20 protein-coding genes are annotated in these 19,903 nt (G+C 37.2%); 12 read left to right on the top strand and 8 right to left on the bottom strand.

All coding sequences use genetic code 11. The features are described 5' to 3' along the window. Positions 1-27 precede the first annotated feature (27 nt). The 7 genes from bioB to FUA48_RS02825 all read left to right on the top strand — a co-directional run bounded on the left by bioB (position 28) and on the right by FUA48_RS02825 (position 9,448). The gene (gene bioB, locus FUA48_RS02795) at positions 28-1,110 is read left to right on the top strand and encodes a biotin synthase BioB (RefSeq protein ID WP_147582009.1); all 1,083 of its coding nucleotides are present in this window, start codon (positions 28-30) and stop codon (positions 1,108-1,110) included. 228 nt (positions 1,111-1,338) lie between these two features. Then, positions 1,339-2,874, top strand: a complete 1,536-nt coding sequence (locus tag FUA48_RS02800; RefSeq protein WP_147582010.1) for a tetratricopeptide repeat protein — start codon at positions 1,339-1,341, stop codon at positions 2,872-2,874. 267 nt (positions 2,875-3,141) lie between these two features. Then, positions 3,142-4,077, top strand: a complete 936-nt coding sequence (locus tag FUA48_RS02805) for a PorP/SprF family type IX secretion system membrane protein (protein ID WP_147582011.1) — start codon at positions 3,142-3,144, stop codon at positions 4,075-4,077. 20 nt (positions 4,078-4,097) lie between these two features. After that, positions 4,098-5,960, top strand: coding sequence for an OmpA family protein (locus FUA48_RS02810; protein WP_147582012.1), 1,863 nt, complete (start codon positions 4,098-4,100; stop codon positions 5,958-5,960). 151 nt (positions 5,961-6,111) lie between these two features. Then, entirely contained in the window at positions 6,112-6,984 is an 873-nt protein-coding gene (locus tag FUA48_RS02815) for a cupin-like domain-containing protein (RefSeq protein WP_147582013.1), read from the top strand. A 59-nt stretch (positions 6,985-7,043) separates the two neighbouring features. Then, positions 7,044-7,511 (top strand): regulatory protein RecX, encoded by a 468-nt coding sequence (locus FUA48_RS02820; protein ID WP_147582014.1) that lies wholly within the window; start codon positions 7,044-7,046, stop codon positions 7,509-7,511. Positions 7,512-7,606: 95 nt separating this feature from the next. Further along, the gene (locus FUA48_RS02825) at positions 7,607-9,448 is read left to right on the top strand and encodes a LuxR C-terminal-related transcriptional regulator (protein ID WP_147582015.1); all 1,842 of its coding nucleotides are present in this window, start codon (positions 7,607-7,609) and stop codon (positions 9,446-9,448) included. Positions 9,449-10,245: 797 nt separating this feature from the next. Here FUA48_RS02825 and FUA48_RS02830 read toward each other — a convergent pair. Genes FUA48_RS02830 through FUA48_RS02850 form a run of 5 tightly spaced genes read right to left on the bottom strand, consistent with a single transcriptional unit; the run spans position 10,246 to position 14,413 of the window. Next, a complete protein-coding gene (locus tag FUA48_RS02830) occupies positions 10,246-11,406 on the bottom strand; it encodes a beta-ketoacyl synthase N-terminal-like domain-containing protein (protein ID WP_147582016.1) in 1,161 nt (386 codons plus the stop codon). Positions 11,407-11,458: 52 nt separating this feature from the next. After that, positions 11,459-12,061 carry an SET domain-containing protein gene (locus tag FUA48_RS02835; RefSeq protein ID WP_147582017.1) on the bottom strand — a complete coding sequence of 201 codons (603 nt, stop codon included), beginning with the start codon at positions 12,059-12,061 and terminating at the stop codon, positions 11,459-11,461. Between the two features lie 30 nt (positions 12,062-12,091). Further along, positions 12,092-13,384 (bottom strand): adenosylmethionine--8-amino-7-oxononanoate transaminase, encoded by a 1,293-nt coding sequence (gene bioA, locus FUA48_RS02840; protein ID WP_147582018.1) that lies wholly within the window; start codon positions 13,382-13,384, stop codon positions 12,092-12,094. Position 13,385: 1 nt separating this feature from the next. After that, positions 13,386-14,003: a dethiobiotin synthase gene (bioD, locus tag FUA48_RS02845; protein ID WP_147582019.1), complete on the bottom strand. Its 618-nt coding sequence runs from the start codon at positions 14,001-14,003 to the stop codon at positions 13,386-13,388. Next, positions 14,000-14,413 (bottom strand): putative signal transducing protein, encoded by a 414-nt coding sequence (locus FUA48_RS02850; protein ID WP_147582020.1) that lies wholly within the window; start codon positions 14,411-14,413, stop codon positions 14,000-14,002. The genes bioD and FUA48_RS02850 overlap by 4 nt, the downstream gene beginning before the upstream one ends. Positions 14,414-14,576: 163 nt before the next feature. Here FUA48_RS02850 and FUA48_RS02855 point away from each other — a divergent pair, with 163 nt between their 5' ends. After that, positions 14,577-15,701, top strand: coding sequence for an AI-2E family transporter (locus FUA48_RS02855; protein ID WP_147582021.1), 1,125 nt, complete (start codon positions 14,577-14,579; stop codon positions 15,699-15,701). Here the strand turns inward: FUA48_RS02855 and FUA48_RS02860 are convergent. Continuing rightward, positions 15,667-16,818, bottom strand: a complete 1,152-nt coding sequence (locus tag FUA48_RS02860) for an aminotransferase class I/II-fold pyridoxal phosphate-dependent enzyme (protein WP_147582022.1) — start codon at positions 16,816-16,818, stop codon at positions 15,667-15,669. The two genes, FUA48_RS02855 and FUA48_RS02860, sit on opposite strands and share 35 nt — an antisense overlap. Before the next feature lie 126 nt (positions 16,819-16,944). Here FUA48_RS02860 and FUA48_RS02865 point away from each other — a divergent pair, with 126 nt between their 5' ends. From FUA48_RS02865 to FUA48_RS02880, 4 genes are read left to right on the top strand one after another with little or no spacing between them, the layout of a single operon-like run. Further along, on the top strand, positions 16,945-17,421 hold the full coding sequence (locus tag FUA48_RS02865) for a DUF2975 domain-containing protein (RefSeq protein WP_147582023.1): 477 nt from the start codon (positions 16,945-16,947) through the stop codon (positions 17,419-17,421). Positions 17,422-17,425: 4 nt separating this feature from the next. Beyond that, positions 17,426-17,926: a DUF2975 domain-containing protein gene (locus FUA48_RS02870; protein WP_147582024.1), complete on the top strand. Its 501-nt coding sequence runs from the start codon at positions 17,426-17,428 to the stop codon at positions 17,924-17,926. Between the two features lie 7 nt (positions 17,927-17,933). Then, on the top strand, positions 17,934-18,476 hold the full coding sequence (locus tag FUA48_RS02875) for a hypothetical protein (protein WP_147582025.1): 543 nt from the start codon (positions 17,934-17,936) through the stop codon (positions 18,474-18,476). A 4-nt stretch (positions 18,477-18,480) separates the two neighbouring features. Beyond that, positions 18,481-18,705, top strand: a complete 225-nt coding sequence (locus FUA48_RS02880) for a helix-turn-helix domain-containing protein (protein ID WP_147582026.1) — start codon at positions 18,481-18,483, stop codon at positions 18,703-18,705. 319 nt (positions 18,706-19,024) lie between these two features. Here FUA48_RS02880 and FUA48_RS02885 read toward each other — a convergent pair whose 3' ends face one another. Then, positions 19,025-19,552, bottom strand: coding sequence for a hypothetical protein (locus tag FUA48_RS02885; RefSeq protein WP_147582027.1), 528 nt, complete (start codon positions 19,550-19,552; stop codon positions 19,025-19,027). Between the two features lie 65 nt (positions 19,553-19,617). Further along, positions 19,618-19,902 (bottom strand): F0F1 ATP synthase subunit epsilon, encoded by a 285-nt coding sequence (locus FUA48_RS02890; protein WP_129750361.1) that lies wholly within the window; start codon positions 19,900-19,902, stop codon positions 19,618-19,620. Position 19,903: the final 1 nt, after the last annotated feature.

Genomic DNA, 19,903 nt, shown 5'->3' on the forward strand with positions numbered 1-19,903 from the left:
CTTTTGAGCCAACTTTAAAATTCCGTTATGAATACAATGAGACACGACTGGACTAAGGAAGAAATAATAGCATTATATAATAAACCGCTTATGGACCTGCTTTATGAAGCAGCGTCAGTTCACAGACAATACCATGACCCTAATATAGTACAGGTATCTACCCTGCTTTCCATTAAAACAGGAGGATGCCCTGAAGACTGCGGATATTGCCCTCAGGCTGCCCGTTACCATACTGATATAGAAGGCAACGACCTAATGAGTGTACAGCAGGTAAAAGCACAGGCACTGCGCGCTAAATCAAGCGGATCTTCAAGAGTATGTATGGGTGCTGCATGGAGAAACGTAAAAGACGGACCTGAATTTGATCAGGTACTGGAAATGGTAAGAACCATAAACAAACTTGATATGGAAGTTTGTTGTACACTGGGTATGATTACCGAAAATCAGGCTAAGCGCCTTGCCGAAGCCGGTTTATATGCTTACAACCACAACCTTGACACATCCGAAGAATATTACAAAGAAGTAATTTCCACACGTGGTTATGAAGACAGGCTACAAACAATAGACAATGTTAGAAAAACTAACGTTACTGTTTGTAGTGGCGGTATTATAGGAATGGGCGAAAGCGTAGAAGACAGGGCTGGTATGCTTGTAGCACTTGCTTCATTAAGTCCGCAACCTGAATCAGTTCCAATCAACGCACTTGTAGCTGTAGAAGGTACACCAATGGAGAATGAAAAACCTGTAGAGATATGGGAAATGATAAGAATGGTAGCTACTACCAGAATCGTTATGCCACAAACTCAGGTAAGACTTTCTGCCGGTAGAACCCAAATGTCGAGAGAAGGACAGGCCATGTGTTTCTTTGCAGGAGCTAACTCAATCTTTGCAGGAGACAAACTGCTTACAACCCCTAACCCGGATGTAAACGAAGACATGAAGATGTTTGAAATGCTTGGACTTATCCCGCAAAAGCCTTTCACTAAAAAATCACAGCCTCAAACTGTGGAAGCTCACGATTCAGAATATGCCCCTCTTGGCGAAAAACCAAAATGGACGCGCCCTGGTCACTCAATTGAACGTAACCTTAAAGCTTCAGGTAAAGCTTAAAAAATACAACTACATATAGTAAAGCTTTTCTCAAATTGGGAAAAGCTTTTTTATTTGCATTAAATTATAGTTTATATTTGGATTGATTAAATCCATCCCTTTTCTTCCGTGCACAAAAAAAGCCTTCAAATAGTATTCTCCTTTTTAATTGCGTTGTTTTTTATATCAACCGCAAGGGCAAATACTATACAACATTGTGATTCACTTATCAAAAAAGGTGTGGAATATATGTGGAAGAAAGAACATGTAAAGTCACTCGAACTACTTACACAGGCAAGAAACCTTGCCGAAAAGAACCACTGGTATGAGCAGGCTTTTTTAGCCACAAATAACATTGGCGCTAATTACTTTACCATGTTGGACTATGGCGAGGCCCTTAATTATTATCTGGAAAGTTATACCATTGCAGTAAAGGAACTGGACCCACAGCATGAAATGGTTGTTTTAAACAACATCGCCATTATATACACTAAAGAGAATAACTTTGAAAAGGCAGAGGAATACTTTAAAAAAGCCTATGAAATAGCCATAGAAAACAAGGACAAGATAAAGATTGGACTTTATGCCATGAATTTGGGTGGTGTAGCCAATGAAACAAACAGGCCCGAAGAAGCAAAAAAATACATTATAGAAGCAATCCCTTTACTGAAAGCCGATCCAAACCTTTATGTATTAGCCCAGATAACAATGGCAGAGAATGATTTGCTAACAGGCCATACAACGCAGGCAAGGGAGAAAGCCCTTAATCTGTATGCTACCTCAAAAAACCTTGACTTTAACGACATAGGTATTTCACTTTTGTTCATAATCACAAAAAGCTACCTGGCAGAAGGGAAGTATGACGAGGCTGCCGTTTCGGGGAAAAATATATTGGCAGAAAATCCTAATACCGAGACAAAAAAAACAACCTATGAGCTTCTATCAAAAATTTACTCTAAGCTAAAGCTTTACGATAAGGCATTACAGTATAAAGACTCTGTTTTATCGGCAGAAACAGAACTTAACGATATAAAAAACGGAAAGCTTTTAGAAACCAACAAGGTAAAATTTGAGATACAGAACTACAGGAATGAAATTGCCATAAATGAAGAAAAACTAAAAACCGAAAGAAAAACTTTCTATACCATTATAGCTGCGATAATGGCAGTAGTAACCATAATAATATTACTATTACGCAACCTGTCGGTTAAGCTAAAACAGAAAAAACTGATTGCCGAACAAAAGGAACAGGCTATTGCCCTGGAACTGGAAAAGGAAAAAAATGAAAACCTTGTACTGGAAAAACAGATAAGGGAAAAAGAAAATAAGGCCAAACTGGAACAGGAGCGTCTTAAAAATGAAATTGAATCGCGCAACAGAAAGCTTACGGCTAAGGCTCTTTATTTATCCGGCAGAAATGTGCTTATAGAAGATATTCTTACCAGCCTGTCTAAAATACCCGAACTATCAAAAAACAGTTCGCTTACTAAACACATAAAAACGCTTAGGGAACACCTTAAGTCAGATGATGAATGGGAAAATTTCATTACCCATTTTGAGGAAGTAAATCAGGGATATATAACACGTCTTAAAACAGTACACCCCTCACTAACTTCAAACGACATAAGGTTTATTTGCTATCTATACATGAACCTTACCTCAAAAGAAATAGCATCTATGCTAAACATTACTCTTGAGGCCTGCAGAAAAAGAAAAGAAAGGATTGCAACCAAGCTGGAACTTTCTGACAGCTCTCAGCTTTATGACTACTTATATACTATATAACAGCATTTTAAGCCAATCATCACAACAAAATTTAGTCGTTTTGTTAAATAAATAACACCTTAAACAATGTAAGCTGTTAAAATGTTGATATTTATAGCCAATACTGTACGAATATCGCAAAAATGTCTATCTTTAACGCGTTTGAAAGCAAATTTAGGCTATCATTTGCTTAAGTGAAGGCAGGCAGATTTAAGCTAAGATTTCAAATACCAAATAGAACTAACTCGGGTTAACCCCCCATTACATAACCATAGAAACCTATTTTTTATGAAGAAAATCTACTTGGCTGCCCTTGTGGCATTGTGTGGCCTTGCCGATGTTTCTGCACAGCAGGACCCGCACTATACGCAGTACATGTATAACATGAACGTGATCAACCCTGCCTATGCGGGCTCGAAGGAGAACTTGTCCTTTGGGTTATTGTACCGCAAACAGTGGGTTGACATCCAGGATTCCCCAACCACGGCAACCTTCTCAGGGCACAGTCCTGTTGGTAAGAATGTGGGATTGGGCCTATCGGTTATCAACGACCAGATTGGTCCTGTAAAGGAGACCAACACCTATGCGGACTTCTCCTACACCCTTAACTTAGGGGGAGAGCACCGCCTTGCCCTTGGCCTTAAGGCCGGAGCAACGTTCCACGATGTGGGGCTTTACAGTGATATCGGTAACGGATATGTACCGGCGCCGGGCGACCCTGCCTTCAGTGAGAACGTTAACAACACCTATTTCAACATAGGTGCAGGATTCTTCTACTACACCCAGAAGTACTATGTGGCCTTCTCGGTACCGAACATGCTTAAGAGCAAGCACCTTGACCTTACCCAAAGCGGAACTGACCTTCAGTTCGGATCGGAAGTTCAGCACTACTTCCTAACGGGGGGTTACGTATTCCAGTTATCGGATAACGTAAAGCTAAAACCCTCTTTCATGTTAAAATCAGCCTTCAACGTATCGCCTTCTATAGACGGTTCACTGAATGCGCTGTTCTTTGAGCGCTTTGAGATCGGGGCCACCTACAGGCTTGATGACTCTTTTGGTGGTATGGTCAACTACAGGATTACCCCTAACCTTAGGCTGGGTTATGCCTATGACCATATTGTTTCCGACCTTAACATCACTACCCCAGCCTCGCATGAGGTAATGCTGTTATTCGACCTGAACTTCCCTAAGAAAGTATCACGTTCACCACGTTATTTCTAACCTAAAAGCGACCAAGAAAAATGAAGAACCTATATATCAGTTTAAGTTTTATGCTGGCAGCACAGTTTGCCATGGCACAAAATAAGGAGACAGAAAAAGCAGATAAATTATACAGCCGTTTTGAATACATAGACGCGGCTCAGGAATATCTAAAACTTTCGGGTAAAAAAGACCCTTATGTTTACAGACAGCTTGCCGAGAGCTACTACAACATGTTTAATAGTAAAGAAGCTATTAAATGGTATGAAAAGGCTGTTAAAAGCAAACAGGATGCTGAGATTTATTACCACTATGCCCAGATGCTTAAGGCCGAAGGCAGGTATGAGGAAGCCAACGCGCAGATGATGACCTTTTCTAAAATGGTTCCTAATGATCAAAGGGCAATTATTTTCATGAAAGATCCTGATTACTTACCAAAACTAAAAAGCCAAACCAAGCTTTTTGACGAGAAGTATCTGGATATAAGTGATAAAAAATACACCGACTTTGGCGCTGTATTAAACGACGACAACACATTTTACTTTACAAGTACCCGAAATACAGAGCGCAGGACTTATGGAAGGAACGAGGAACCTTATCTTGACCTGTATGTAGCTACTTATCAGGGTGACGGAAAATTCAGCAAACCTACACCTGTAAGTGAAATAAACAGTAAATGGCATGATGGCCCGGCAGCAGTAACAGCAGATGGTAACACCATGTACTTTGCCAGCGAAAGCTTTAAAGAAGGTAAGTTTGAGAAAGACAAAGGACAGCAAACAGGATTATTATACCTGTTTAAAGCCACTAAAGAAAACGGGAAATGGGGTAATGTTCAGGCATTACCAGTAAACGATAAGCGTTGGTCTTCGGCTAACCCATCTATCTCTGCAGACGGTAAAACTTTATATTTCTCATCAAACAGACAGGGGTCATTAGGTGAAACCGATATCTGGAAAGTAGAGATTAAAGGTGATAACTCTTATGGTAAACCAGAAAATCTGGGACCAAAAGTTAATACAGAAGGAAGGGAAAGTTTCCCATACATAACTGCCGACAATAAATTATTCTTTGCTTCTGAAGGAAGAAAAGGATTTGGAGGTTATGATGTTTACATGATAGACCTTGCTAATAACGGCGAAGCTATTAACCTTGGTGAACCTATCAATACAGCTAAAGACGACTTTTCATTCAGTTTTAATACAGCTCAAAATGTTGGTTTCTTTGCCAGTAACCGTTTAGGTTCAGACAACTTGTATATGGCTATCCCTATTTGCGGAGTACAGGCTATTGTAACGGTTAGAGATTCTAAAACAGGAAAAGTTATACCGGCAGGAAAAGTTGCAATACTTGACGACAGAAACAATGTAATTGAAACAAGAACTGCTGATGACAACGGTACTGTAAGCTATGAAGTAGATTGTGATACACCATACACTATACAGGCATCTGCCGAGGGCTATAAAACAGAAAACTTCCCTGTTGGTAAAACAAAAGGAGGAAAAGTTAATGTAATGGCCGATCTTGAGCCGCTACAGGATCTTATTGTAGGCGACAGGGTAGTATTAAACGAAATTTACTTTGAATACGACAAGAGCAATATTACTCAGGAAGCAGCTTCAGAGCTTAACAAACTGGTAGATGTTATGAAATCTTACCCTAATATGGTTATTGAGGCTCAGGCACACACTGACAGCAGAGGTAGCGACGAGTACAACCTAAAACTTTCTGACGAAAGAGCTAAGGCTGTAGTACAATATGTTGCTTCGCAGGGAATCTCAAGAGCAAGAATTTCAGGAAAAGGTTATGGCGAATCGCAACCAAAAGTAAATTGTGGTGACAACTGTACAGAAGAACAGCACGCAATAAACAGACGTAATGAATTTGTTATAATTAAGAAGTAAAACGATTAATATAACAACCAATATAAAAGCAGCCCTTCGAGGCTGCTTTTGCATTTATTTAACCTTTTTTTATAACGAATTTACGTAACCGAATTTTACAGTTTGGTAACGCTTTAGTAATTTTGTAACGAATTAACTTTCGCCTTTATCTATGCCTTTACACCTAACAGAAATAGAACGTGTAAAAACCATCTCGAAAGAAGATTTTTACAATAATTATGTAAAAAAGCAAAAACCACTTGTTATAGAGCAGCTAACTCAGGACTGGCCTGCCTACGAAAAATGGAAGCTAAATTATATTAAAGATATTGCAGGAGATAAGACTGTACCCCTATATGACGATCGCCCGGTATCCCACAAAGACGGATTTAACCAGGCACATGCCGAAATGAAAATGGCCGATTATATAGACCTGATGCAATCTAAACCTACAAACTATCGGATATTTCTATATAACCTAATGAAGGAAGTCCCTTCACTCCAAAATGACTTTAAATGGCCTGATTTAGGCATCAGGCTAATAAAGCAACTACCCATGCTGTTTTTTGGAGGGGAAAACTCAAAAGTATTTATCCACTATGATATAGATTACTCTAATATTCTTCATTTCCATTTTCACGGCAAAAAAAGATGCATTCTTTTTGCGCCAAACCAAACCCCTTACCTATATAAGGTTCCGCACGCGTTAATATCAAGAGAAGATATTGATTTTGACAATCCGGACCTTGACAGATGGCCTGCATTAAAACACGCAGAAGGCCTGGTGGCCAATTTAGAACATGGTGAAATGCTTTATATGCCCGAAGGCTATTGGCATTATATGAAATATATAACGCCAGGATTCTCTATGAGCTTAAGGGCGTTGCCAAGAAAATTCAGCAACCTGTCAAAAGCTGTCTATAATATTTTTATAATGAGGCATTTTGATAATATAATGAGACGCTATAAAGGCCAGGCATGGATTGACTATAAAAATGAAGAAGCCGTTAAGCGAACCCATAAAAAACTTAATATAACCCAATAATAAACAGTCCTGTTCGAAAGAATGGGATTTTTTATACCTTTAATAAAAGAGTACGCCCTATGCACAAAACATATACCGTAGAAGAAGCAAAACGAAAACTGGAACATTACTGTTCATATCAGGATCGCTGCCATGATGAAGTTGAGCAGAAACTAAAAGGCATGAACATGATACAGCAGGCGAGCGATGTAATTATTGCCCATCTTATAGAACATAACTTCCTAAACGAAGAACGTTTTGCCAAAAGTTTTGCAAGAGGTAAATTCCGCATTAAAAAATGGGGGCGTATCCGTATTAAAAACGAGCTTAAACTTCGTAATATTTCTAGATATAATCTGGATGCCGCATTAAAGGAAATTCCCGATGATGAGTATTTTTCAGCTTTCGATGAGCTAGCTGAAAAGCAATGGAAAAATATCAGGGAGTCTGATATTCAGAAGAAAAAGAAAAAAATATTTGATTTTTTAATGAGAAAAGGTTTTGAAAGCAATATTATTTATAACAAAATATCAGAATTATGTAAATAATAACTGATTACCCATTTTCTTAAATAAATGTTAAATATTTTTAGTATTTTAGCAGTCCCCACGAATATAAAATAACGTAAAAATCCCCTAGTGCTATGAGAATAAAACTTCTTTTGGCCACCTTGCTACTTACGGCCTTTTGCTACGGACAAGAGTTTAACTTTAATGAAATTAACACAACAGGCAGACAGCTGGTTTTTGCAAAACCCGATAGTGCTGTAGCTTATATTAAGCAGGGCCTTCGTGAAGCAAAAAGAAAAAAAGTTCACGATACTATTATAAGTGATCTTTATAATCTTTATGGCATCCGTGAAATAATGCTGACCGATTTTGACTCGGCAATTCATTATTTTCAAAAATCTGCCGATTATTCAAAAGATTTCAAAAAAAGACAGACCAAACCTCTTATTAATATCGCCTTATGCATAAGGAACAAAGGCGATTATGATGAATCTATAAAACAGTTAAATGTTTTGCTGAAAACCGGCGACCAGTCAGACAAAACAAAGGCAATTATATATGGTGAAATGGCATCAAATTATGCTTTAAAATTTGACAATGACACCGCGATAAAGTATCTCCTTAAAGCCATAGAAGTTCTTAAAAGGCTTAAAAATGATGTGGAAATTTACCCTGTTAAACAAAAACTTGCTAATATTTATCTTACAAAAGGAAATTATAACTTTGGCCTTGACCTTTATAACGAATGTATAGAAGGGTTCAAAAAAAGTGGCGACCTCAAAAATTATTACTATACTCTATTAAACAGAGCAGAATGCCTTATACAGCTTGACAGACTTAGTGAAGCAAAAAATGATTTAAGAATAAGCCTTGAAGGTCTTAAAACCTATAATGATATCGCTGTTATGGGTGTTGCCTATTCTAAAATAGGACATATTGAAGTACGTGAAGGAAATGAGAAACAGGCAATGGAGGATTATCAGCACGCCATAGATAACCTTTTATTGGTCAATTCTCCTTATGTTACCCGAATTGGAATGGAATATATTAACCACCTTAACCGATACGGACAAAAAAATAAATCACTTAAAATAGTCGAACAGGTTACTGCTACAGATTCCTATAAAAATGCCAATATTGAAGATAAAATGTATTTCCTTCAGGCAATGGCAGACACCTATAATTTAACCGGGAACTATAAAAAAGCTGCAGAAAACTATGTAGAAACCGTAAAACTTAAAGACTCCATAGCTATAATGGATAAAGAAAGCGCTTTAAATGAAGTACAGGGAAGACTGCAAAACGAACTTCAGCGTGAAAAGAACATAGCCCTTGAAAACCGAAATGAAGCACTGGAACAAAATGCCAAGAAAAACAGGATTATATTTTGGGCTAGTATTATAATAAGTCTTGCCATAATTGCATTAATCCTATTTATATTAAGGGCTGTACGACTTAAAAGCCAACTACAAAATGAGGAACTGAAAACAATAGCTGCAGAAAAAAACCTTTTGGAGCAACAGGCCCAACATGATAAAGAATTTTTTGATGCCCAAAGAGAACGCATAAAAGAAAAACAACGCGAGCTTACCTCGTCTGCATTAAGAATGGCAAACATTCAGGACAGTATTAATAATATCATAGATAAATGCAAAAACAATTCGCTTACATCCGTTAATGAAGTAAGAAAAGAACTCCAGCACCTGGTTAAACAAAAAGACTACTGGAAACAGTTTGAAACGCGATTTAATAAGGTACACCCTGAGTTCAATACTATTTTAGCAGACAAATTTGAAAACCTCACCAAAAACGACCTTGAATTTTGTTCGCTTTTAAAACTTAATCTGTCAAATAAGGAAATTGCTTCATTGCTTCAGATTTCACACGAAAGTGTCATTACCAAGAAGTACAGAATTAAGAAAAAGATGAATATTCAGGAAGATGTGGAGTTTGATAAGCTTATCATGGAAATTTAGTCTGAATTCTTAATAAATCCTGAACCTAAAAACATAGACATAACATAAATTACTAAAAAACAACCGTTTAAATATTTAAAAAATACAGTTTGTCTATAATTTGTCTATTAAAATTTTGTTAAAATATCGAATTGAATGTACTAGATTTGTAAAAGCAAAGTCGACAAAACATTTGTTAAATCCGACAAACGGTAAATTGGCTTATACGTTCAACCATTTGCATTTCCTGCTTTATTACTAAATATGCTTTGTGCTATTTGCCCATTATAAAATGTAATGCCCCCGCATTTTATATTAAGCATAAACACCGGTGGTTTAAAGCCCCCTAAATCATCGGTGTTTTAATAAAGAAAATCATACGAAAAATCGTTTAATATCAAATTCCCCGCTGTTTTATGACGAAAATACCTACCGAAACTTCCTAAACCACAAAAACTACACTGTTTATTCTGTTACATTTTGGGCTATTTTCTGCTTAAAATACAACAATTCACAAATAATAGTATTTACATTATAAATAAACTACTTGTTAATTAAAATTTAAGCAAAAATTCAGCATCATATACATAAATAATTATATATCAGTATATTTGCCCCGATTTTAAATGTTAATAAATATCTAAAATATTGATTTTCATTTAAAATTTAATTACAAATTAGGTTATAAAAAACACAAGTCAGCTAAATAGTGATTGGCTGATTTTAACAAGCATATTATGGGTTTTAGTTCCCGTAATGTTTAGTAATTTTTTAGTTGGATGCAAGGAACCCCCTACTCTCGTAAGGGGTTTCTTATTTTATCTAGTTATCAGTATACTAACTGCATTACCGCCAAAACCTACTGCATTTACAAGAATTTTGGAAAGTTTTTTATCCTGTATAAAGTTTTCTTTATCTACAAAAGGAACGCCTATAAACTTTTCATGATTAAGCATCATGATTGCCATTTCAAGACTAAGTAATCCTGAAGCTCCAAAAGTATGCCCTATCTTCCATTTGTTACTGGTTAATAAGAGTGAATGATTACCAAATACTTTTTTAATGGCATTATATTCTGAAAGATCTCCTTTAATGGTCCCCGGAGCATGCATAACTACAGCATCAATCTCAGATACATCTATACCTTCCAAAGCCATAAGCATGGATTTTTGAAGACAGTCTGCATCAGTAGAAATAGAAACACTATGTTTTAAGACCTCTGTAGAATACCCTATACCTTCTATATAAGCTAAAGCATCAGGCTTTCTTCCGGGTTCAAGGCACGCTATGGCTGCACCTTCGCCAAGCACCATAGTATTTACCCCTTTATCCATATCCAATGAACGACAAGGATATTGTACCTTTTGGGAAGAATAAATCTTCATGGCCTGCATCTGCGCAATGGTAAACGGTGTTAAGGGCGCTTCGCTGCCACCAACCATAAACTTATCAGACATACCACCCCTTAACCATGCTATACCATTTAAAAGTGCATGTAAAGCCGTTGAACAGGTTATGGAATGTGATATTTCGGGTCCGGTACTTTTAAGGTCATGGGCTATCCAGGAAGATATATTACCCAGTGTTGTAGAGGGCGATGCCTGTACACTTGTTTTACCGGTATTGATAAACTCACTGTAATGATTCTCAAAAAGCTCTGTAGCACCACGGGAAGACCCGATGTTAATACCAAACACATCACCTTCTTTCCATCCGGCTGCCTTTGCGGCATTTCTTGAAGCTAAAATGGCATATAGTACAGATTTATCCAGATAACGATATTTTGCATCGGAATCTGCCAACTCACCTACCAGTTTTTCCAACTGATTATTAAGTGCAGCTACAGGTACATTTTTATTGCCTAAGTATTTAAAACTTATTTTAGTTTCAGGTTTAAGATAACTTGTCCATACCTCTTGAGGTGTATTTCCCAAAGGAGAAAAAGAAGCTATGGAAGTTATGGAAACGGGTATTGCCAAAATATTAGAATTTGCCAGCAAAAATACGGCAAACAATAAAAAAAACCGAGGATTAGCCCCGGTTTAATATGTTTTGCGTATAATAACATGTCTTTATCGACCTAAGCAGGCTTTGTCCTGTTATCACCTTACTGAATTCTTCCCAATTGGGTTGTGAAACAAACTTTTGTAAAGGCTGGTCTACCAAACCAATATGCGGCAGATTATCTAAAATCTGTTTGTCCCATTGTTCATGATATTTTAAAATATCATCGGGATAAACCACTTTTCTGACAGTACCTTCATCTTCTGCCTCAAAGGGTTCAGATACGTTAAGGTAACCATAATCATCCGTAAGTTGCTCTCCGGGATATATATCCCTTATGGCAATCTCAAAATCATAAGCAGTAGACATACAACTTGGATTAAAGCTGTGGTTTACATACTTGGCAATATCCCAACACAGCACTTTCTCCCCCCTTCCGTTAACAAAGCAGTAGGTTTCGATAAAATTATGCATTAAAGGATTTATCCGTTGTATATCATCAGTGGTGTAAACACTGTCCAGGTCATCCTGAACCCATGTTATAGTACCCTTTGGAATAAATTTTTTCGCTACAACCCCATAGCCCACTATGTTGTTGATAAAGCGCAGTTCGGTATCAGGATGTATCATAAAAAGATAGCGCTAAATAGTTAAACTAATTTACGCTATTTTCTCAATCGCCAACTTAACGGTATCATAAATATTTACTAACAACTCATTGCTGATAACATAAGGCGGAAGTATGTAAATAATATTACCTACAGGCCTAAGTATCACCCCGTTCTCTATAAAGAAATCATACAGCTTGTTCCTAAAATCGCCGTAATAATCTTCATTTCCTTCACGCTTAATCTCAAAGGCTACTATAACCCCCAGCACACGAACATTTGCAACCCTTGGATGATTTTCAATCTCATCCTTAAAGGCATGGTGCATTCTGTTTATCCTTACCAGGTTCTCCTGCATTTCATCCGACTGAAGCAATTCTAATCCGGCTAATGCTGCTGCACAACCTGTAGGATTAGCCGTAAAGGTATGCCCGTGAAACAAAGCCTTATTTACATCATCATCATAAAAACCGTCAAAAAGCTCCTGAGTAAAGGTGGTTATTGCCATAGGTATTGCACCTGCCGTTAATGCTTTTGAAAGGCACATCATATCCGGCTTTTCGTTAAGGTAATCGCAGGCAAAATACTTACCTGTTTTACCAAATCCTGTCATCACTTCGTCCGCAATGGTAAAAACACCATACTTTTTACATACACTGATAAGCTTATCAAGTGCTTCAGGCTCATACATCACCATTCCGGCAGCCCCCTGCACTAATGGTTCAAATATAAATCCGGCATACTCTCCTGTAGCCGCCATTTCGGTTAGCTGCCTTAAGCTTTCTTCCTCATTACCTGCAGTTGGTACAGGAATGCGTACCACCTCGATAAGAGAGCCTTTAAATGCCTCTGTAAAGAAAGAAATACCACTCGCTGCCATTGCAGCAAACGTATCACCATGAAAGGCGTTCTCAAAAGCCAGCATCTTAGTACGCTTTTCCCCTTTATTATAATAGTATTGCAGCGCTACCTTAACAGCTATTTCTACAGCGGTAGAACCGTTATCAGAAAAAAACAGCTTCTTTTGGTTGTCCGGTAATATGGCTACAAGTTTTTCTGACAACGACACTACAGGCTCATGTGTAAATCCTCCAAAAAGTACATGCTCTAAAGAGGTAAGCTGCCTGTATATGGCATCGGCAACAAACTTATTGCTGTGCCCGTAAGGATTAACCCACCACGAAGCGATGGCATCTATATATTGTTTTCCGTTTTCATCCCATAGCAAAGCTCCTTCTCCTTTTACTATACCAATAGGCTTTGCTGCTGTTTTATGTTGTGTATAGGGGTGCCAAAGATGTTTGCTGTCCCTCTCGGTAAGTCCCGGTATATTTACTGTACTCATGTTATAGATTATTCAGGTTGTCCCTAAAGTCGTCTGCATACTGCAGCACCACATTTTTGTCAAAATAAGGCTCCTCCTCTATACGGCCTATCATTTTAATTCCGGTACGTTTTAAAATCACCTCTTCGGTAGAAGGCACTTCAGGACCGTTAAATATGATGCCTGCTACTTCTATACCTCTTTGTTTTAAAACTTCAAGAGAAAGCAGTGTATGGTTTATACTGCCCAGATAATGCCTTGACACTACAACTACTTTATAATCCGGCTGTATCAAATCGATTATGGAATCGGTATCATTCAAAGGAACCAAAAGTCCTCCCGCCCCTTCTATTACCAAGTGGTTTTTTGTTTTCGGTTCTTTTATTTTTTTAAGATCTATAGTTACATCATCTAACTGCGCTGCCAGATGAGGACTAGCCGGCGTGTTTAACTTATAACTGTTAGGGTGGATAACTGTTTTATTATTGGTTATATAACGTTCAATCTTATGGCTGTCGGAATTATCAAGATCTCCGGCCTGCACAGGCTTCCAGTAGTCTGCTTTAATAGATTCCGTCACTATGGCCGATGCAATCGTCTTACCAACATCAGTTCCTATTCCTGTAATAAATAGTTTCATTCTAGATTAAATTCATTTCCGCAGTTATTACAGCGGTATTTATATTTTGTGTAAAATGGAAGCACTACCGATATAAAAGTGAAAAGGAATGCAAAAAGCGATTTTATATCCTTAATGGTAGTACCCAGCTCAATTTCATGACTGTTACACTTTGTACAGGTTAAAGGCTTACCTTCATCATCAAGCGAATATCGGCTAACATCCTGTAAAACCTCTGTCGCCCTGTCTTTATCATCAAGATGCACTAACAGTTTTACCCCACCAATTGCATTACTAACCAATGGATCGGTATCAATAGTATTATTGTCTTTCATGAAAACCTCAATACCTTCGGCTTCCAGCCTTCCTTTTATAATCATCGCTTCAGATGAATATTGAAACGATGCAACTTTTACAAAAGTGTTTTCCATATCACAAATTTATTAAATAAGCAGTCCACTGTCGAAGCAGTCCTTTTTTTTAAGGGTTTTAACTAAAATACAACAGTAATTTTAATAAAACATTACCAATATAGAGCTATTATATTAGTTAATTTTGACAATTACCTCATTAGTTTAACATGACTTTACTTATATGACGACCGCAAAATTGCCTAACTATGTAAAAGCAGTATATATATTCCTGCTTATAATTATCATAGTATTCTTTATGATAATTGCCAAGCAGATATTAGTACCGCTGCTTATTTCCGGTTATATAGCCATGTTGCTAACATCTTCCTGTAACAGGCTGGAAAGACGTAAAATTCCGCGATCGGTAAGTGCGGCCATATGCCTGTTGCTATTCATAATAACAATTTCCGGACTCCTTTTATTTATATACCTTCAGGTTAGGGGATTCATGGATGATTTGGGCGGAAGCCTTAAAAATGAGGTAAATGCTTTTGTAATTGAAGCCAACAAATGGACAGAAGAACATTTTGGGTTTGACCTGGGTATGCGCTATGGCTTTGAAATAAAAAAAGCCGTTGAGATGGTACAGACAGAGGAAGCTCCGCCTACCCAAATACTATGGTCTACCATAGCCATGATAGGTGATATTATACTGCTGCCGGTTTATATATTTTTCCTACTTATTTACAGAGATCACCTTGCTGTTTTCGTGGCTAAAGTTTTCAGCAGATCGAACAATGATGAAATATTAGATAAACTGACTTCCATAAGAAAAGTTGTGTATGCCTACATATCCGGTGCCGGCAAAGTAATGCTTATATTGGCTGTGGTAAATACGGCAGTGCTTTTTGCGCTGGGAATAGAACACGCTATATTTTTTGGAGTTTTGGCCGGCATACTTAATATTATCCCTTATCTGGGCCCGTGGATAGGTGCTACCCTACCATTTGTTTTTGCCCTAATTACTAAAGACAGCCTTTTTTATCCTATAGCTGTTATAGTATCCTTTACTTTTATTCAAATGCTGGAAGGCGCCTTTTTAACGCCAAAAATTACAGGAAGCAATGTAAACCTAAATGCATTGATTACATTTTTAGGATTGCTTATAGGAGGGGCAATATGGGGCATTGTAGGTATGATTATTATAATACCAACCATTGCCATACTTAAAAAACTGTTTGAAATGAGTCCGGATACCCAGCCCTATGCTTATCTTTTTGGAGAAGAAGACAACAACTGGTTCAAAAAACGTCCGCGTAAGAACAAAAAGGCTAAAACTGAGCCAGATGTTCCTGAAGCAGATTAAGGAAACGGGTAATGCTTTCTCGGGTGGTAAAGCTATGCAGGCAAAAACGCAGCCTTTCCTGACCATGAGGTACTGTAGGAGAAAGTATGGGCTTTACATTAAAACCGTTTTGCTGTAAATATTCGGCTATCTGTTTTACCCTGTCGTTACCGGGTATAATTGCACAATGTATGGCAGATTCACTAAAAATAAAAACGTTAGTAAAAGCCAGCCTCTCTAGTTCCTCATTAAAAAAAGTAATAATATCCCTAAGCTGCTTTTTTGCCTGAATGTTACTTTCCAGATGCTTATAAGATGTGAGAATTACCGCAAGCGAATGAGGCGGCAGTGCCGTGGTATAAATAAAGCTTCGGGCAAAATTTACCAGATAGGTTCTTAGCTCTTCAGCTCCTAAAACAGCGGCTCCATGGCCCCCCAACCCCTTACCAAAGGTCATTATACGGGCAAAAACCCTGTCCTGTAGGTTAAGTTCCTGTATTAAACCTTCGCCTTTATTACCAAATACGCCTAAAGCATGCGCTTCATCAATTACTAATCTGCTATTATATTCCTCAGCTACAGCAACCAATTTAACCAAATCCGGAGTGTCGCCATCCATAGAGAACACCGATTCGGTAACAACATATACTTCTCCCTTTATTGCTGAATATCTTTTTAAAAGGTTTTCTAAATGGCTAAGGTCGTTATGTCGAAACTTAAAGGTTTTGGCATTGCTGAGACGCAGCCCGTCACGTATGGAAGCATGTATGTACTCATCATACAGTACTATATCTTCCTTTTGTGGTACACAGGAGAAAAAGCCCACATTAGCATCATACCCCGAATTAAATATAAGCGCCGATGGGCTGTTATGAAAATGTGCTACAAAATCTTCAGTCACCTGATAAAGGTTATGGTTTCCTGTTATTAGCCTCGATCCGGTAGAACCGTTGCTAATAATATTAGCATCAAGTAGATATTGGTGTGCCTGCTGAAAAATTTCTGCCGACTGAGAGAACCCTAAATAATCGTTTGATGAAAAATCAACCAACCCGTTAGCAACAGGCAAACTACGCAAGGCATTTGCTTCAGTACGCTGTTGTAATTTGGCTATAAGGGATTTCGGTAAGCTTTTCATATCCCAAAAATACATAACTCCATGCTTATAGCAATTTTATAAAAACATTGTTTTTCAAAAATTAATTATTGTTTTTCGATAATTTATTTATATTTGCATCAAACAAACCAATCAACTTTACCTGCAATGAAAAAAATTCAAATATTAAACTGGATTTTAAGAAGTTTAATTCTTCTTGCCTTTTTAACAACTTGCTTTTCTGTATATATTTTTATTTCACTATATAACACTCCCACAATTGATTATTCTAAAGTCTTCCCTGCTTATTTACCTTACACGACAATCTTAAGCGGGGCACTGTTTTTTGCAGCCATGATATACCTACAGCTTTCGGTAAACTTATTTATTAAACAAGGCTTTTTTAACACTAAAAGTTCCGGCTATTTAAAACTGGGAGCAATCTTTTTAGCTCTGTTCGGATTGACTGATATAACAATTGCTACAATCAATAATGCCTTTAAGGCTAATTATGATTTATTAGATTATCTTAACAATAACAGCGGCCATATCGTTACATTGATTGTGGCAATAGGGATTTTTATTGTAGCCGACATTATCAAATCGGGAGTTACCATTAAACATGAAAACGACTTAACTATATAACAGCATGAAACGATTATCAACTCTAAAGACTATTACCGATATCTTATTTGTACTTGCGGTTATTCCGGCAATATTCGGACTTCCATTTATATTAATGGCAGCTATAATGCCCGAAAGAATTCCGTTTAAACTAAACGGAGACGAGTTTGCTACTATTAACGGCGCAGAACTGATTATCTCACTTCTTGTTATTTACTTAAGTTATGCTTTAGCGGTATATGCCCTTTATCTCTTTAAAAAGGTTTTAGAGTCTTTTAAAAAGAAACGCTTTTTTGATGAAGTAGTGATACTGTCTTTTAACCAAATGGGTAAAGCCCTGTTATTAAGCTGGACTATAGGGATTTTGCCTTCGCTATACTATAACCTGGTTGACGGTTCAATAAAAATAAGCATTGGGTTTAGCGATTCACTTTTTACACTCGGACTGGGATTCTTTTTTATCGTGCTTAGCGATGTTTTCCTTATGGCTAAAAAACAGAAAGAAGAAAATGATTTAACTATATAACCACATCATGAAAAAATATATAATACATCATATCAACGTTATTATTATCGCCCTAAGAATCTTAATAACAGTAGCAGCAATAATGGCTGTACTTAATATTGGAATGGGGTTATTCGCACTTATAAAAAACGACCACGGCATTGCCAGATCTTTTTTAGCCCAAACTTTTAAGGTACCCGATTTTACAATAAATGAAGAAGTAGGAGTAGCGGCGACTTTTGGTGTACTGTACGGAGCCCTATTGATTTACCTTATTTATGGTATTAAACATTTTTACAGGTGCCTTGTTAAGATAAAAGCAGGCAAAATGTTTTATAATGACCAAGGTGAAGATTTTAGAAAAGCCGGAGCATCAATCATTATTTTTGCCAAAACAAAGTACTTACTGTATTGCTGTACAGGCGTGGTAGTGTTTTTCGATATCACTATGTTTTTTAAACAGATACTTCCCTTTTTAGGCATTTACCTGGCCGGAAAACTACTTTACTTAATGGCATATATGGCCGAAAAAGGAGAATTTATCCAGGAAGAAAACGAATTAACCATATAAGCCTATGCCTATTATCATTAATTTAGACGTTATGCTTGCCAAACGGAAAATGCGTTCTAACGAACTGGCAGATAAGGTTGGCATAACTACCGCTAACCTTTCCATACTTAAAACAGGAAAGGCAAAGGCTATTCGTTTCAGCACATTGGAAGCTATCTGCAAAGAACTTGACTGCCAGCCGGGAGATATTATGGAGTTTGTGGAAGACGATAATCAGGATAATTTATGATCTATCTGCTTTTTCTCATACCCATATTAGCAACTGCCCTGTTCCCAAAGCGATTCCCTTTATACATCACTATATTTATTAGTATGTATGTGTTTTATGGACATCTCTGGATTGATGAATATTTTCTCTATACCGGAAAAGCCGGATGGAAAGGTTTTAATATATTTATGTTGACCATGCTAACAGGTCCGTTTTATTTTGTAATACACACCTTATTTATCTTTTTTGGTTGGCTTAAGGAAAATAGAAAAATGATGTGGACTCATATAATAGGCCTTGTCTTACTTGTCATACATGCTATCGCAGTGTTTTCTTAAAACTATAACTCAACCCATTTCTTATCCTGAGGATCTGTAGCGTCATATAAGGAAATATTTAGCTTTTTAGCAAGAGAGGTAGCAAGTGCTAAACAAACGTCATAGTCAGAAACATATAAATTAAAATAGGTCTCGTCTTTATACCATAAATTTATGTGGTAACTAACACTTCCATCACCCTCTTCATCTCTGTATAATTGCTTAAATAACGACACATAATCAAGTTCGCCTTTTGGAAATGATTTCCACCTACCCCATTTGAATGGACCAAATGCATACTCTTCCTTGAACCTGTTCTTCCTTAAATCTATTTTAAAACACATGGTACTTAAAAACGCTACCACAAAAAACAGGGCAACAAACGCAAAAGCATAGGACGAAAAATACTGCCTGAAAGCTTCCCCTTTATTATACTCAATAGTTCCGTAAACAGCAAAAAAGACCGTAGTCAGCATAAAAATCAATGCAATGATTTTATGCCTTGTTCTTAAAACTTCTTTGTCTATTATTAAAACATCAGGTCTATTCATACACCAATAATAATAAAAAAAGCCCTGTGATATGACAGGGCTTTTATTTTATATCTAAAACTAAATTAGTCTACTAAGATAGTCACTTTATTGTCTTTCATTTCCAGTGTGCCGGAAGTGATAGGTAAAAGAAACTTCTGGTCTTTATCAGACTTTACGAATTTCCCGCCAAAAGAGCTGTTACTCTTAAAATCAGGAACTTCTATTTTTATGTCACCGGCAGCAAGTATCGAAACGATATTAGCGTGGTGGTTTAACATCTGGAACTCACCATTTATGCCGGGAACAGTTACCGAAGTAACCTCGCCTTTAAATAAGTGACCTTCCGGTGATACTATTTCTAATAACATA

This window comes from Flavobacterium alkalisoli, assembly GCF_008000935.1.
Lineage (GTDB): Bacteria > Bacteroidota > Bacteroidia > Flavobacteriales > Flavobacteriaceae > Flavobacterium > Flavobacterium alkalisoli.

Excerpts from the sequence above, each read along its gene's own strand:
- FUA48_RS02820 (WP_147582014.1), top strand. The coding sequence starts at position 7,044 with ATGCACAAAACATATACCGTAGAAGAAGCAAAACGAAAACTGGAACAT.
- FUA48_RS02875 (WP_147582025.1), top strand. The coding sequence starts at position 17,934 with ATGAAAAAATATATAATACATCATATCAACGTTATTATTATCGCCCTA.
- bioD (WP_147582019.1), bottom strand. The coding sequence starts at position 14,003 with ATGAAACTATTTATTACAGGAATAGGAACTGATGTTGGTAAGACGATT.
- FUA48_RS02800 (WP_147582010.1), top strand. The coding sequence starts at position 1,339 with ATGTGGAAGAAAGAACATGTAAAGTCACTCGAACTACTTACACAGGCA.
- FUA48_RS02810 (WP_147582012.1), top strand. The coding sequence starts at position 4,098 with ATGAAGAACCTATATATCAGTTTAAGTTTTATGCTGGCAGCACAGTTT.
- FUA48_RS02805 (WP_147582011.1), top strand. The coding sequence starts at position 3,142 with ATGAAGAAAATCTACTTGGCTGCCCTTGTGGCATTGTGTGGCCTTGCC.
- FUA48_RS02860 (WP_147582022.1), bottom strand. The coding sequence starts at position 16,818 with ATGAAAAGCTTACCGAAATCCCTTATAGCCAAATTACAACAGCGTACT.
- FUA48_RS02850 (WP_147582020.1), bottom strand. The coding sequence starts at position 14,413 with ATGGAAAACACTTTTGTAAAAGTTGCATCGTTTCAATATTCATCTGAA.
- FUA48_RS02825 (WP_147582015.1), top strand. The coding sequence starts at position 7,607 with ATGAGAATAAAACTTCTTTTGGCCACCTTGCTACTTACGGCCTTTTGC.
- FUA48_RS02890 (WP_129750361.1), bottom strand. The coding sequence starts at position 19,902 with ATGTTATTAGAAATAGTATCACCGGAAGGTCACTTATTTAAAGGCGAG.
- FUA48_RS02815 (WP_147582013.1), top strand. The coding sequence starts at position 6,112 with ATGCCTTTACACCTAACAGAAATAGAACGTGTAAAAACCATCTCGAAA.
- FUA48_RS02835 (WP_147582017.1), bottom strand. The coding sequence starts at position 12,061 with ATGATACATCCTGATACCGAACTGCGCTTTATCAACAACATAGTGGGC.
- FUA48_RS02885 (WP_147582027.1), bottom strand. The coding sequence starts at position 19,552 with ATGAATAGACCTGATGTTTTAATAATAGACAAAGAAGTTTTAAGAACA.
- bioA (WP_147582018.1), bottom strand. The coding sequence starts at position 13,384 with ATGAGTACAGTAAATATACCGGGACTTACCGAGAGGGACAGCAAACAT.
- FUA48_RS02880 (WP_147582026.1), top strand. The coding sequence starts at position 18,481 with ATGCCTATTATCATTAATTTAGACGTTATGCTTGCCAAACGGAAAATG.
- FUA48_RS02855 (WP_147582021.1), top strand. The coding sequence starts at position 14,577 with ATGACGACCGCAAAATTGCCTAACTATGTAAAAGCAGTATATATATTC.
- bioB (WP_147582009.1), top strand. The coding sequence starts at position 28 with ATGAATACAATGAGACACGACTGGACTAAGGAAGAAATAATAGCATTA.
- FUA48_RS02865 (WP_147582023.1), top strand. The coding sequence starts at position 16,945 with ATGAAAAAAATTCAAATATTAAACTGGATTTTAAGAAGTTTAATTCTT.
- FUA48_RS02870 (WP_147582024.1), top strand. The coding sequence starts at position 17,426 with ATGAAACGATTATCAACTCTAAAGACTATTACCGATATCTTATTTGTA.